Raw genomic sequence first — 15,213 nt, 5'->3', positions numbered from 1 at the left:
AAAGTTTTAGTATTATATTTAAAAATATCTAAATTTCACTTAAATTTTTTTATGTGATACTGTTTTATAATAGTGCAAGATTATAATAGTTTGTGCTAATTTTAGAAGCTCTATTTAATTATCTTACTTAAATCAATAACTTTCTTAAAAAATGTATTTATTGTAAAAAGAAGAGCATAAATTATTGTTTAATTAAAAATAATACTTTTTTATTACCATTAGATGATACAATTTTTCAATAAAAGAAAGGATTGAAGATGTTTAAAAATATAAATATAAAAACAAAACTTACAATTGCAATAGTAATTGCATTGATTTTTTTAGGTACATTAATTACAGTAATATCTGTAAATAAAGCAACTGAGGCTTTATTAAATGCAGAATTTAATAAATTAAAAGCTTTAAAAACTGCTAAGAAAAAAGAGGTATCTGATTATTTTATATCTTTAAAATCTCTTTTAATTTCTCTTGCTAATTCTGAAATTACTAAAAAATCTTTTACAGACTTTGAAAGTGGCTTTTATAAATTAGAAGAAGAGACAACTTTAGATATTAATGAAGTTAAAAATCAATTAAAAAAAGATTTTACTAAAAATTATCTAAATTCTGTAAACTATAATGTCCCAAACTCACAATTTAAAAAACCTATTGAAAACTATTTACCTACACTAAATAGTGCTTTAATTGCTCAATATATCTTTATTACAGATAATAAAGAGAGCTTGGGTGAAAAGAACTCTTTGGTTTACAATAGTAAATATGATTCTTCTTATATGAGTGCGCACAAAAAATATCACGAAAGTTTTGATAAGTTTTTAACAGAATTTGGTTTATATGATATTTTCATGGTAGATTTAAATGGAAATCTAATCTATACAGATTTTAAAGAAAAAGATTTTGCAACAAACTTAAAAACAGGAGTATACAATAATACTGGAATTGCAAAAGTATACCAAAAGGCACTAAATTTAAATAAAGATGAATTGGCTTTTGAAGACTTTGCTCCTTATGAACCAAGTTATAATTTGGCAGCTTCTTTTATTGCAACACCTATATATATAAATAATGAGAAAAAAGGAGTACTTATTTTTCAAATGCCAGTTGATAGAATTAATTCAATAATGGCTTTAGAAGGAAAGTATGAAGACGCAGGTTTAGGTGAAAGTGGAGAAGTTTATTTAGTTGGTAGTGATTATAAAATGAGAAATAACTCAAGATTTATAAAATCAATTGATGATAAAATAGTACAAGAATTAAATTCTACAATTGGTGTTTGGGAAATAAAAACAACTTCAGCTAAAGATGCTTTAAATAGCATGGATGATGATAGTACTTTTAAAAGTATTATTAAAGATTATCGAGGTATTGAAGTTTTAAGTATAGCTAGTAAAATTGATATTTTTTCAACTACTTCTTGGGCGGTTATAGCAGAAATTGATAAATCAGAAGCTTTAGCACCAGCATATAATTTAAGAAATTTAATTACTATTATATCTATTTCAATAATTATTTTAGTATCAGCTGTTATACTATTTTTTATTAATAAAATAATAGTAAAACCTCTTAAAAGTTTTCAAGTATCACTTTTGGGCTTTTTTAAATATTTAAATAAACAAGCAGATGATATTGAAAAACTGAAAATCTCATCAAATGATGAAATAGGAATGATGGCAAAAGAAGTAAATAATAATATTGAAAAAGTAAAGATAGGATTAGAAGAAGAAAAAGCATTAATTAGTGATGCAAGTAATGTAATAAATATTGTAAACTCAGGCGTATTAACAAGTAGAATAAATCTTAATTCAAATAATCAAGGTTTAAATGAGTTAAAAAATCTTATAAATAGTATGCTTGATAATTTAGAAGGAAATTTTGAAAATATTCTAAATGTCTTAGGTGAGTACTCAAACTATAACTATTTAAATAGTGTTGATAAAAAAGAGTTAAAAGGTGAACTCGCACAATTAATTGGTGGAATAAATAATTTAGGAGATTCAATAACTTCTATGCTTGTAGAAAATAAAAGTAGTGGAGAAAGTTTAAAAAATAGTTCTAATTTATTATTGTCAAATGTAGATACTTTAAGTATTAGTGCAAATGAAGCAGCTGCAAGTTTGGAAGAAACAGCAGCTGCATTAGAAGAGATAACAAGTACAGTAATTAATAATTCAAATAGTGTTCAAAAAATGGATGACAATGCAAAGATGCTAACTACTTCTGTAAATGCAGGTGAAAAAATGGCTTTTGAAACAACTAAATCAATGGATGAGATAAATGAGCAAACACAATCAATTGCTCAAGCAATTACAGTAATTGACCAAATAGCATTTCAAACAAATATCTTAAGTTTAAATGCAGCAGTAGAAGCAGCAACAGCTGGTGAAGCTGGAAAAGGTTTTGCAGTTGTAGCAGCAGAAGTGCGAAATCTTGCAAATAGAAGTGCTGAAGCTGCAACTGAGATTAAAAGTATAGTTGAAAGTGCAGCACTTAAAGCAAATGAAGGTAAAAATATTGCAACAAAAATGATTGAGGGATATAAGTCATTAAATGAAAATATTAATGAAACTATTATCTTAATTAATGAAGTTAATGCTGCTTCAAAAGAGCAAAAAAGTGGAATTGAACAGATAAATGATGCTGTAACAATGCTTGATCAACAAACACAAAAAAATGCTTCAATAGCAACACAAACACAAGAGATTGCTATGGAAACAGATGGAGTTGCTAGAAAAATAGTAGAAGAAACAAATGAAAAAGAGTTTAAAGGTAAAAATTGAAGTTGAAATTAAAAGTATAAAGCTTTGCTTTATACTTAAAAGGTAATATTTTCCAAATGTGTAATTTCTTCATCAACAACAATAATTGCATCTAAAGTATAAGCTGTGTTTAGATTTTTAATTTGTAAATAATAATCAATGCTTCTTGTAAGTTTAGAAATTTTGCTTTTAGTCATATTGTTAACAGCAGTTTCATAATCGTTTGCTGATTTTACTTCACAAAAATGATATATATTATTTTTTTTTGCAATTATATCAATTTCACCAAGCTTTTTGGCATAAAAGTTTTTTTCAATTATTTTAAAGCCTTGTGATATTAAAAATTCACAAGCTTTATTTTCAGCTAAATTTCCTTTGTTTTTACTCAAAGTTTTGCCTATCACCCACCACCAACAAACTGTAGTAACTCTAATTTGTCTTCGTTATTTAAAGTATAACTATTCCATTGATCTTTTTTTACAATTTCCATATTAACAGCAGCTGCCATAACTTTATCTTCAACTTGTAAAGATTTCATTATTTCAATTAGAGTGATATTCTCTTCAAACTCTTTTTTTTCTCCATTAATTATAAGTATCATTTTAAACCTTTTGATAATTTACATAAAATTTTAGCTAATTAATCTTTATTGTTAATCAAAAAAATTTGCTAAATAGTTTTCTAATTTGGTCTTTCTACCATGTATCCAACACCTCTAACATTTATAATAAAATCTTCTTTTAGAACCTTTTTTACTCTATTTACTTCTGCTCTAATTGTCCCTATATCTATATCTTCATCTTCGTATGCATATGTTCTAAACATATCATAATTTACAACTAAACTTCTATTTTTTGCAAGTAAAGCGATTATTAGAAGTTGCCTTTTAGGCAGAATATGAGGTTCATTGTTAAAGTATAAAGTCATTGTTTCTAAATCAAAACTATAGTAATTAGATAATCTTTTATGTTGTAAGGGAATAACTTTATTTTGTAAAAGTCTATTAATTCTTAAATGTAACTCTTTTAGATGAAAAGGTTTTTTTAAATAGTCATTGCATCCTATATTAAAAGCTTTTGATATATCTTCAATATCTATTAAAGCAGATATATAAATAGTTGGAACTGCTTTTTTCTTTTCATGTAGTACTTCAAGAATAGTAAGTCCATCAATATTTGGAACATTTATATCTAAAATAAGTAAATCAAACTTCTTTTTCTCTACTATTTCAAGACACTCTCGCCCATCTCTTGTAGAAACTATTGCATGACCTACTGATTCCAAATACTGTTTTATTGCATTATTAAGCATAATGTCATCTTCAAGTAGTAAGATTTTCACTAGCTTCTCCTTTAAAAGTATATGTAAAACAAGTATTATTCTTGTCTGAAATAACATCAATTTGAATATTCTCTTCTTGACAAACTTTTTTTACTAAGTTTAAACCTAAACCCAAACCTTTTTTAGTTTTTTCTTCTCTGTAGTACTCTTCAAAAATTTTTTTAGGGTCTTGAATTACACAAGAGTGACTTGATATACTTAATATATAATTATTGTCTTCATTTTTTAAATCAATATAGATATTTTCATTTTCATAAGTATATTTAATTGCATTTGTTAGGTTATTATCAATAATTCTTTGTAGTTTTGATTCACTAAAAAATATTGGCATTGTTTCTTGATTTGTATTTAAAATAAAATTGGACTTCACTTGCAGTGCAACTTGTGAAAAGAAATCAATTCTGCTTCTAATATAATCAACTAAATCAATTTGAATTTTATTATACACTAATTGGTCTTTTTTTATTAAAAAACTAAGATCATCATAAATAGAAGAGATGTTTTTCATGGCAACTTCGATATTTGAAATATATTCATTTTTACCATTAATCATCTCATAAAGCTCAATATTGCCCATAATTACTGATAAAGGAGTATTTGTTTCATGTATTGCATGCCTTAAAAATTGTCTTTGTGATGCTAAGAGTCTATTTGAATATGCTTTTTGTTTATGTAATTTCTTTGTTTGTACATCATAATCTTGTGAAGATTGTTCTATTAAGTGCGCAAGTGCTTTTATTGTTCTTGCATATTTAGTATCACTTTTATTATCAAACTCTTTAATTTTTATTTTTTCATTATTGATATTTTCACTTAATGCAATGATAGTAAGAGTTTGATTTAAAAGTTCATTGTGCCCTTTGTTATGAAAAAACTCTGCATAAGTAAAAAATCCACTTGTTGAAGTTATATTTGAAAAAGGTTCAATCTCAACATTTATAAAGTTTGGCATAAATCTTCTTCTTGCCATACATGAGTATAAAAAAAAGCTTTCTGGTTTAAACTCTTCAAGTAGATTTTTTAATTCATTTATTGGGTTTTGCATAATCATCTCTGCATTTCCAAAACCTAGTTTTACAATATCACCTTCTTTAAAGTTTCCAGAAAAACTAAGAGTTTTATCTTTGTGTTTTTTCAAAACTGCTCTTGCAGTTTTTAGTGAGCCATTTTCAATAATCAATGGAAACTCAATACCTGTACTTGGAAGCTCTTTTGCAACTTCTTGCCCTAAATATTTTGCATAAAAATCTGTTGGTTTCATACCTGAGATACTATAAACTCTATTATCTTTTACTTTATCAATTGTATGACCAACTCCAATTGTTGACCAGTTAAACCTATAATCATTATATACTTTTAATATTTTTGAATTTAAAGCAACTGCAACAGACCCTCTTTTAAATATTTTTTCATTACAAGAGATATATGTTTGAATAAATTCACTATTATCTCCTGCCATTCCACCACAAATAATAACTTTGTTATTTATAGATTCAATTCCTTTTAAAAACTCTTCTGCATTTGTAATTGTTCCATCTGTGAAAGTAATAAGAAGTTTTGTATCTTCTGATATTAGTTTTCTTGCTAAATCTTGACCATTTTTAAAAGAGTCTTTTATTATGCTGTAATTGGCTTTAATAGATGTGTCTTCAAATATTGAAATGCTTATGATAGTGTTGTTTGTTGTAACTTTGTTTTCAATGATTTCACCATCTGTTGTTGCACCAATACATTTGGCATTTGGTAGGTTTTTTAAAATTTCATTTGTGTAATATTGAAGTTTGGAGTCTCCACAAAATATTTGTACTAAAATATTTTCATATATTTTAAATTTTGAAAAGTTGATTATATTGTTTATATTTTGATTATCAATACTAAAATTATATGTTTTCATAGATAGATTTTATCATAAAAATAAAAGTTTTTAATAAATCTTTTTAAAAGACATTGCCAAAGAGCCTTTAAATAGGCATTTATAGAACGCTATTTTCTTGCTATTTTAAAGCTAAACTCATGCTATACTTTTCTTGTAGAATTTCCTTTACAAAAAAATTTAAAGGACAAATATGGCATATTCAAAACCAACATTTAAAGAACAATATGAAAATTTTATTGGTGGAGAGTGGGTTGCTCCAAAAAGTGGGGAATATTTTGATAATACTTCACCTGTAGATGGAGAAGTACTTACAAGAATTCCTAGATCAAATGAAGAGGATGTTGAGCTTGCTGTAAGTGCTGCAAAGAAAGCTTTTGAAACTTATAAAAATACTTCAGTTATAGAAAAAAGTACAATGTTAAATAAAGTTGCAGATGCAATTGAAGCAAATTTAGAAAGACTTGCTGTTGCAGAAACTTTAGATAATGGTAAAACAGTTAGAGAAACATTAAATGCAGATCTTCCTTTAGTAGTTGATCACTTTAGATATTTTGCTTCTGTTATTAGAGGTGAATCTGGAAGTGTATCTGATTTAGACCAAGATACTGTATCTCAAGAGATTACTGAACCATATGGAGTTGTTGCACAAATTATTCCATGGAATTTCCCATTATTAATGGCAGCGTGGAAATTAGCACCTGCATTAGCTGCTGGAAATTGTATTGTAATGAAGCCAGCAAGTGCTACACCAATGTCAATTTTATTACTTATGGAAGTAATTCAAGATGTATTACCAAAAGGTGCAATTAATATTATAAATGGTGCAGGTGGAAAAATTGGAAAAGCTCTTTCTACTCATCCCGATGTTAAAAAAGTTGGCTTTACTGGTGAAACTACAACTGGTCAGTTAATTATGCAATACGCAACTGAAAATATTATTCCTTCAACATTGGAATTAGGTGGAAAATCACCAAATATTTTCTTTGAATCAATCATGGATGCAGATGATGAATTTTTTGATAAAGCAATTGAAGGTTTAGTTTTATTTGCATTTAATAGTGGTGAAGTTTGTACTTGTCCATCAAGAGCATTAATTCAAGAATCAATTTATGAACCATTTATGAAAAGAGTTCTTGAAAGAGTAGAAAAAATCACTCAAGATAATCCATTAGATCCAAATAATATGATGGGTGCACAAGCTTCTGTTTCTCAAAAAGAGAAAATTTTAGAGTATATTAAAATTGGTAAAGAAGAGGGTGCAGAGTTATTAATTGGTGGTGAAGAGTATAAGAGTAAAACATTCCCTAATGGAAACTATATTAAACCAACAATCTTTAAAGGTCACAATAAAATGAGAATCTTCCAAGAAGAGATTTTTGGACCTGTATTAGCTGTAACTACATTTAAAGATGAAGAAGAAGCTTTAGAGATTGCAAATGATACAGTTTATGGATTGGGTTCAGGTGTTTGGTCAAGAGATGCACACCAATTACATAAAGTAAGTAGAGGAATTCAAGCTGGTAGAGTTTGGGTAAATTGTTATCATATGTATCCATCACATGCTTCATTTGGTGGGTATAAAAAATCAGGTATTGGTAGAGAAACACATATGATGATGTTAAATTCATATAGACATACAAAAAATATCTTAACTTCTTATAGCAAAAACGCAATGGGATTCTTTTAATAGATATTATTCATAGGGGCTTTATCCCTATGAAATAAAGGAGAGATCATGGAAGTAAAAAGAGTTGATGTAACTTCAAAAGCTTGTGAGATTATTGAAAAACTTAAAAAAGAGCATGGAGAACTTGTATTTAATCAAAGTGGTGGATGTTGCGATGGAACAGCACCTATGTGTTATGCAAAAGATGATTTTTATGTTCCAAGTAGAAATGTAAAACTTGGTGAAATTTGTGGGTGTGAATTTTTTATGGATAAAGATCAGTTTGAATACTTTAAACATTCACATATAACTATTGATGTGAAAAAAGAGACAGCTTTTGGTAACTCTTTTTCTTTAGAAATAGATTTAGGTTATCAGTTTTTAACTATATCAAGAATCTTTACAGATGAAGAGTATAGAAATTTAGAAGATGCTAAATAGTCTTTATTTTCTTACAAATAAAGACTTAAATCTATCTCCCATACCTGTTGGTTCAATTAGTAATTTAACCTTTTGAACTTCTTTTAAATAAGTATCATTTGAAACATGCTGCTTTAAAATCTCTAAAAGTTTTGTAATGTCAAAATCAATTAATCTATTTGCTTGTGTATTAAAATTAACATTTTCACAACTACCAAATAAATCACTTAAGTAGTTAAAATGAACATCATATGTTATATCGCTATTTTTATATAAGGATTTTAAATCTAAATCTTGCTCAAAGATAGGAAAAACTTTGTGGTTTTTATATACTCTACAAGAAAAATCATTTCTTACAAGTTTATCTCCATAATCAAAAGTTAAAAAATAAAAATCATCAATATTATTTATAATTGAATCTACAAAACTTTTATATTCTAAACAGACTTCGCCTTTTTGTATATTATATTTTTTACAATGACTCAATATCTTTTCATCTGTACACTTTTCAAATATAATCTTATGTTCTTTTATAAAAGCTTGTTGCAAAGTATTATTTTTTGTATATACTAAATCACAAGCAAAAGCGTCAAAAATCTCATTTGCAACAATAAATGCTTCTTTTAGTCTTACTTCCTCAATACTTTGATAAAAGCTTAAGTTTATTTCATCACCAAAACAGTCTTGTAAATACTCTTTTTGTATTTTTTGTAAAGACTCAAATCTTTCAACAATTATAAAATTTAGAGTTTTTAAAAGCTTTGAATCAAGAGTATATATAAACTGTATTATATCAGCAAGTAAATATCCATGGTGCGCTCCAATCTCTACAATTGATGTACTTTTGACTAATTTTTTTTCTTTTATTAAAGATACTATTTTATTTGCTATTGCTCCACCAAAAAAGCTACTTGTAGATACAGAAGTAAAGAAATCTCCTTGCTTTCCTATTTGTTTGTATTTTGTATAATAACCATCTTTTTCATAAAGCCATGAGTTCATATAATCATTGAATTTTTTCATTTTAAGATTCTATCTAAAACTATGTTAGATTGTTTTTATTATCATTAATTAAAGTGTTACTTCAATGTAATAGATTTTAGGTATAATACTACAAAGAAAACAAATTATTAAAGGAGAAGCCCATGATAAAAAGAACTAAGATTTTAGCAACTTTAGGGCCAGCAAGTGATAGTGTTGAGGTAATTGAAGGGCTTATTAAAGCTGGTGCTAATATGTTTAGATTAAACTTTTCGCACGGTGATCATAAGTATCACTTACAAACATTGAAAAATATAAAAACAGCTATGAAAAACTTAGATAAAACAGTAGGTATATTACAAGATATTTCTGGACCAAAAGTAAGAATTGGAGATATAAAAGAACCTTTTGAACTTCATCGTGGAGATATAATAACTTTTCTAAAAGAAGATATCTTAGGATATAAAGAGAGTAATAAAAGTTATGTTGTATCTATAAATTATCCAGAATTACTTGATAAAGTAAAAGAGGGTGAATATATTTACTTATATGATGGAACTATTAGAGCTAAAGTTATTGAAACAGGAATTGAGATAAAAGCTAAAGTAGAAAATCATGGAGTTTTAAGTTCAAGAAAAGGTGTGAATTTTCCTAATACTGTAATTGATATTGATGTAATTACGAAAAAAGATGAAGAAGATATAAAATGGGGAGTAGAAAATAAAGTTGATTATTTTGCTATTTCATTTGTACAAAATAAAAAAGATATGGAAAATGCTAGAAAACTTCTTGGTAACTATAAAGGTAAATTAATTGCAAAAATTGAGAAATTTGATGCTGTTGAAAATATTGATGAAATCTTAGAAGCAAGTGATGGACTTATGGTTGCAAGGGGAGATTTAGGTATTGAAGTTCCTTATTATGAAGTACCTACAATTCAAAAAAATCTTATTCATAAAGCAAATCTTGCTTGTAAACCAGTAATTACTGCAACACAAATGCTTTTATCAATGACACAAAATGAAAGAGCAACAAGAGCAGAAATTTCTGATGTGGCAAATGCAGTTTTAGATGGAACTGATGTTGTTATGTTAAGTGAAGAAAGTGCAGTTGGAGAAGACCCAATAAATGTTGTAAAAACAATGAAAAATATTATTTCTAAAACAGAAGAGATTTATGCTTTTGATAAACAATCAAAAATGCATTATATTGATGAGTTTGATGTTATACAAGCAACTGTTACAAAGTTAGCTGATGATATAAATGCAAAAGGTATTTTAGCATTAACAAGCTCAGGACAATCTGCTATTAGAATGTCAAGATATAGACCAAAAACTAAAATTTATACTTTTGCACATAAAAAAAGAATATTAAGTTCATTAACTGCTGTATGGGGTATTTATCCAATTGGTACAATTAAAGAGTCTCAAGCGTCTAAAATGTTTCAAAAAATGCTTAAGACACTTGATGAAAAAGGCTTACTTGACAAAACAGGACCTTATGTTGCAACTGTAGGATATCCAGTAGGAACACCAGGAAGCACAAATACGATTAAAATTTTAACACAAAGTGAAATTAAATATTATTTAAGTTTACCAAGTAAAAAATTATAATTTAAACTCTACTTTTTTAACCTACCTTGAATTATATTTTTAATAAAGGTAGGTTTTAATTTAACAAACTCTATTTTTTTAAAACTATTGTAAATTCTGCACCTTTATAAGATTTATTTTTATATTCAAAAACTTTATTTGCTGCATTTAATTCTCCATTCATATGATTTACAATTATTATTTGAGACATATATAATCCAATTCCTGTACCTTGTGATTTGAATTTTGTTGTAAAGTATGGTTCAAAAATTTTATCTATTATTTCTTCATTAATTCCACCTGCATTATCTTTTATTTTTATAATTACTTGAGTATTGTCTTCTTCTTGTGAAATAAAAATATATTTCTCTTTTAAGTTATCATTTTCAACTAGTGCATCTTTTGCGTTATTGATAATATTTAAAAGTGCTTGGATTAATTCATTTTCTAAATTATAAATATTGCACTGTTTTGTAGTATTTATTATTTCAATATTTTTATTTTTTAAATTTGCACTTATAAGTTTTAATACTCTTAATATTGATTTATTTACATCAAACTCTGTTTTTATTTTGTCTTTTTTGAAAAAATTACTAAAATCATCAATTGTATTTGAAAGAAGTTTTGTATTTGAGATAATAGCATCTAAAGAGTCATGCATAATATCTTTTTTTAATATATTCATTTCATCATGTAGCTTTATTCCAGATGCAGCTGTACTAATTGCACTTAGTGGTTGTCTCCATTGATGTGCAATATTTCCTATCATTTCACCCATGGAAGCAAGTTTTGATTGGTGATGAAGTATTTGATCTTTTTCTAGATTTTTTTGAGTTTGCAAGTGAACTTTTTTTTCTAAATTTTCATTTAGTTCTTTTAATTTTTGATTCTTTTGGTTTAACTCTTTTTCATATTCTAAAATTTTTGATTGTATTTTTCTTGCAATTAATGTCATAACTAAAATTAAAATAATAGTAATTACTGTAGCTACTAATATTATTGAGTTTATTGTATTGTTTAGTTTTTCTATTAATAAAAGTTTTTTTTGTTTTATTTGCTTATCTATTTTTGTTGTATATTGTCCTGTACCAATTATCCAATTTAAAGAAGGTATTATGGATACATAAGATATCTTTTTTGAAATATTCTCTTTTAAATTATAACTAGTAGGTGTATAATATATAAAACCACCATTACTTTTTTTAGCTTCTAATATAATATTCTTTATAATTTTTTGTTCAATTTTAGATAAACTAGAAAAAGAAACATTAATAAAATCTTTATTTATATGTGATATTGTAACTCCATTTTGTTTTAAAGCAAAAAGATATTCATCTTTACCATATTTAATAGATGAAATAATTTTCAAAGCATCTTTTTTTATTTTATTATTAATATCTTCTTCATATCTTGCAGTTCCTATATAAATATTTAAAGGTTCAAAAACTTTTATAAAGCCAATCTTTTTTTTATGCTCATTCTCTTTAGGTTTAGTCCAATACCAAGTGCTAAAGCCTTCTTTTTTTGAGTTTGCAATATTAGTTAACTCTTTTATAAAAAACTTTCCTTTAATATCTTGAATATCATCTAATTTTAGTTTTTCGTGGCTTCTAATTTGAGGTTGCATTATCACAGTATTATTTAAATCAATAATAAAAAAATATCCACTTTGATTATTGTAAAATCTATGATGTTCTAATTGCTTTTTTATTTCATTTAGTATTTCTTCTTTTGATAAACTATTTTTGTATCTTTCAAAAGTTTCTCTTATTGTTTTATGTGCTATATTTACTATATTTTTTAAGTTCTCTTTTTCTTCATTTTTAGTTATTTCAATATTTGTTTCAATTATTCTTATAACTCTTTGAATACGTTTTTTTGTTCTTTCTTTTATCTCTTTTGTATAGTTTTTTTCAAGTTGTTTATTTTCTTGTTCGAATTTTACTTTTTCATATTTTATAAATTTGTAAGTAAATAAAAAAGAGGTGATAAAGATAGTAATAATTGGAAGAATTATAATCCAATAAGTTAATAATAATCTACTATTGAACATAAATCCTCCTACGTTAATAGCTATTCTATTTTAGCATAAAGTTTTAATAATTCTATTTGTTTTTCTAATTCATAAACTTTAAGTTCAATTTTTTTTACCATAGATGAGTTTAATAATGTATCAACATCACTTTTTGTTTTTAATCCAGCATTTTTCTCTTCAACTATTGTATCAAGTAATGAGTTATAAAGTTCATAATCATCTTTTGTAATTTCTATCTTTTCTTCTATTGTTTTTATTTTTTCAAGTTTTGTTTTAAAGAAATTTTGCTCTTCTAAAATCTTATTTTTCAAAGATAATTTAGCTTTTAAATAATCAATTTGTGTTGATTCTATATCATTGAATGTTCTAACATCAAGTGGCATTGATATTGATATTCCTACATTATGTACTGAATCATCATTTGTATTTGCATTTGTAGGAGTAAACTTATGATTTTTTGTATAGTCAAAAGTTGCACTAACTGTTGGTAAATATTTAGCTAAAGTCATGCCTTTATATTCATATTTAGTTTGTATATCTGCTTTTGCTTTTGATAATTCAAGGTTTTTATTTAAAAACTCTTTTTTACTTACAAGCTCAAAAGTAGGAAGAGAAAAAAGCTTATAATCTTTACTTGCAAGATTATTAAAACTATTGATTAGCTCATTTTTTTGATATTTTAAATCTATTAGATTCTTTTTAGCAGTATTGGCATCTAAAATTGCATTATCTAAAAAAGAAGTATCTAAAAAGCCATTTAATACTTGTTCTTTTTTTCTTATTACATCAATTTGCGCATTTTTTACAACATAATTTGCTTTTTTTATTTCAAACTCAATTTTATTTATATTATAAAGAGTTTCATAGGCATCTTTTATTAGATTTTTTCTTTGTAAATCTATATCTAAATTTGAATATTTTTCATTTGCATTGGCATATTTAATAGCTTTATAAATACCACCACTTTTAAAGATTGGTTGGTCAACTCTAATTACACTTTTTTCTGAGTCAGTGTACTCTCCATCAATCTTTGTATATGATAAAGTAATAGGATTAATCCAATCTTTTTTTAACTTGCTACTATCTTCAATTACCTTTTTTTTACTTAATTCAAACTGCTTTAGCCTATCTTGTGATAATATATTTTCATCTGCATTTGCACTTAAAATTATAGGTAAAAGACTACTAAAAAGTAGCCCTTTTCTAAGAGATTTCTTCAAGGGCATCACCTAACCTTTTAAAACCTTCATCAATCTCTTCTTTAGAAATTGTAAGAACAGGTAGAAGTCTTAATGTATTTTTTCCAGCTTTTAAGACTAAAACACCATTCTCAAAAGCTTTTGATACTATAGAAGTTAAAGTTTCTTCATCTTTTACTCTAAGTCCTCTCATTAAACCTAATCCAACGCTTTCTAAAAATAGATTTGAATATTTTTTGTATAAACTATCTAATTTCTCTTCAAAATATATAATTGCTTCATCTAGTTTTCCACTTACTTTATAATCTTCTAAAATATTTAAAACTTCTAATCCAGTTGCTGTACTTAAATAATTTCCCCCAAAAGTTGAACCATGATCTCCTGGTTCAAAAATATCTTTATGTTTAGTAATAACTGCTCCAATAGGAATACCACCACCTAAACCTTTAGCTAAAGTAATAATATCTGGTTGAATTTCATAAAGATTTGAAGCTAAAAACTCTCCTGTTCTATAAACTCCTGTTTGTACTTCATCTACTATTAATAATATTTTATTATCATTTAAAAATTTTGCTAATTCTTGAATATCTTTTTTATCAAAAGGCTGAACTCCACCCTCTCCTTGAACTAACTCAATCATAACTGCAACTGTTTCATCATCAATTGAATTATAAATATCATCAATTGTATTATCATAAGAAAAGCCATCAGGATATGGAGCAAAGTGTGGAGCATGAAACTTATCTTGTCCTGTTGCTTTAACAGTAGTTATAGTTCTTCCATGAAATGAGTGCTCTAGTGTAATTACTTTGTATCTTTTCTTTTCAAAGTTTTTTTCACCGTATTTTCTTGCAATTTTAATTGCACCCTCATTGGCTTCAGCACCGCTATTGGCAAAAAAAGTTCCAACATCATATCCACTAAGTTTAGCTATTTGTTGGGCTAATTTTACTTGAGGTTCAATCATATAAAGATTTGAAGTATGAGTAATATTGCTTACTTGTTTATATATTGTATCTGCTACTTGTTTATTCCCATGTCCTACTGATACTACTCCAATACCTGAAGTGAAATCTATATAGTCCTTGCCACTATCATCAAATAAAGTAGCATTTATACCACTTTTAAAATTTACATAATCTTTTGAATATGTGTTTAAAACATATTTTTTATCAATGTTTTTTAACTCTTCTGACATTTTTTTTCCTGTTAATGTTAATTTTAACTTTAAAATAGATTATATCTAATTTTATTGAACAAATTGTTAATCAAAAAAAATCATTTTTTTTCAATTTATGTTTTTTCATATTCTATTTTTCAATTGCTTTTAGATATAATCAAAACTAA

General features: G+C 26.0%; 12 protein-coding genes. 4 read left to right on the top strand and 8 right to left on the bottom strand.

Annotated features, from left to right (window positions below):
- The first annotated feature begins 257 nt into the window (after nucleotides 1–257).
- On the top strand, nucleotides 258–2,777 hold the full coding sequence (locus ACAN_RS12265; RefSeq protein WP_228150609.1) for a methyl-accepting chemotaxis protein: 2,520 nt from the start codon (nucleotides 258–260) through the stop codon (nucleotides 2,775–2,777).
- Between the two features lie 35 nt (nucleotides 2,778–2,812).
- Here the strand turns inward: ACAN_RS12265 and ACAN_RS12260 are convergent, their stop codons facing one another.
- The 4 genes from ACAN_RS12260 to ACAN_RS12245 all read right to left on the bottom strand — a co-directional run bounded on the left by ACAN_RS12260 (nucleotide 2,813) and on the right by ACAN_RS12245 (nucleotide 5,991).
- Nucleotides 2,813–3,145: a YraN family protein gene (locus ACAN_RS12260; protein ID WP_099333660.1), complete on the bottom strand. Its 333-nt coding sequence runs from the start codon at nucleotides 3,143–3,145 to the stop codon at nucleotides 2,813–2,815.
- 11 nt (nucleotides 3,146–3,156) lie between these two features.
- A complete protein-coding gene (gene thiS / locus ACAN_RS12255; RefSeq protein WP_099333659.1) occupies nucleotides 3,157–3,357 on the bottom strand; it encodes a sulfur carrier protein ThiS in 201 nt (66 codons plus the stop codon).
- An 80-nt stretch (nucleotides 3,358–3,437) separates the two neighbouring features.
- Entirely contained in the window at nucleotides 3,438–4,097 is a 660-nt protein-coding gene (locus tag ACAN_RS12250) for a response regulator transcription factor (protein ID WP_079577637.1), read from the bottom strand.
- A complete protein-coding gene (locus tag ACAN_RS12245; RefSeq protein ID WP_099333658.1) occupies nucleotides 4,078–5,991 on the bottom strand; it encodes an FIST N-terminal domain-containing protein in 1,914 nt (637 codons plus the stop codon). The genes ACAN_RS12250 and ACAN_RS12245 overlap by 20 nt, the downstream gene beginning before the upstream one ends.
- Nucleotides 5,992–6,163: 172 nt before the next feature.
- Between ACAN_RS12245 and ACAN_RS12240 the strand changes: the two genes are divergently transcribed.
- On the top strand, nucleotides 6,164–7,660 hold the full coding sequence (locus tag ACAN_RS12240) for an aldehyde dehydrogenase family protein (RefSeq protein ID WP_099333657.1): 1,497 nt from the start codon (nucleotides 6,164–6,166) through the stop codon (nucleotides 7,658–7,660).
- 48 nt (nucleotides 7,661–7,708) lie between these two features.
- Nucleotides 7,709–8,080, top strand: coding sequence for a DUF779 domain-containing protein (locus ACAN_RS12235; RefSeq protein ID WP_099333656.1), 372 nt, complete (start codon nucleotides 7,709–7,711; stop codon nucleotides 8,078–8,080).
- 3 nt (nucleotides 8,081–8,083) lie between these two features.
- Here ACAN_RS12235 and ACAN_RS12230 read toward each other — a convergent pair whose 3' ends face one another.
- Nucleotides 8,084–9,082 (bottom strand): SAM-dependent methyltransferase, encoded by a 999-nt coding sequence (locus ACAN_RS12230; RefSeq protein ID WP_099333655.1) that lies wholly within the window; start codon nucleotides 9,080–9,082, stop codon nucleotides 8,084–8,086.
- A gap of 122 nt (nucleotides 9,083–9,204) precedes the next feature.
- Between ACAN_RS12230 and pyk the strand changes: the two genes are divergently transcribed.
- The gene (pyk, locus tag ACAN_RS12225; RefSeq protein WP_099333654.1) at nucleotides 9,205–10,653 is read left to right on the top strand and encodes a pyruvate kinase; all 1,449 of its coding nucleotides are present in this window, start codon (nucleotides 9,205–9,207) and stop codon (nucleotides 10,651–10,653) included.
- A gap of 70 nt (nucleotides 10,654–10,723) precedes the next feature.
- On the opposite strand, the gene ACAN_RS12220 is transcribed toward pyk, so the two are convergent.
- The 3 genes from ACAN_RS12220 to ACAN_RS12210 are packed head-to-tail and all read right to left on the bottom strand — an operon-like array spanning nucleotide 10,724 to nucleotide 15,064.
- Entirely contained in the window at nucleotides 10,724–12,685 is a 1,962-nt protein-coding gene (locus ACAN_RS12220) for a sensor histidine kinase (protein WP_099333653.1), read from the bottom strand.
- Nucleotides 12,686–12,705: 20 nt separating this feature from the next.
- Nucleotides 12,706–13,887 carry a TolC family protein gene (locus ACAN_RS12215; RefSeq protein ID WP_170233034.1) on the bottom strand — a complete coding sequence of 394 codons (1,182 nt, stop codon included), beginning with the start codon at nucleotides 13,885–13,887 and terminating at the stop codon, nucleotides 12,706–12,708.
- Complete coding sequence (locus tag ACAN_RS12210; protein ID WP_099333651.1) at nucleotides 13,871–15,064, bottom strand: aspartate aminotransferase family protein; 1,194 nt, start codon at nucleotides 15,062–15,064, stop codon at nucleotides 13,871–13,873. The genes ACAN_RS12215 and ACAN_RS12210 overlap by 17 nt, the downstream gene beginning before the upstream one ends.
- Nucleotides 15,065–15,213 lie beyond the last annotated feature (149 nt).

The organism is Malaciobacter canalis (assembly GCF_008000835.1).
GTDB lineage: Bacteria > Campylobacterota > Campylobacteria > Campylobacterales > Arcobacteraceae > Malaciobacter > Malaciobacter canalis.
The sequence above is the reverse complement of the archived record's forward strand: the minus strand, read 5'-3'. Positions and strand labels throughout refer to the sequence as shown.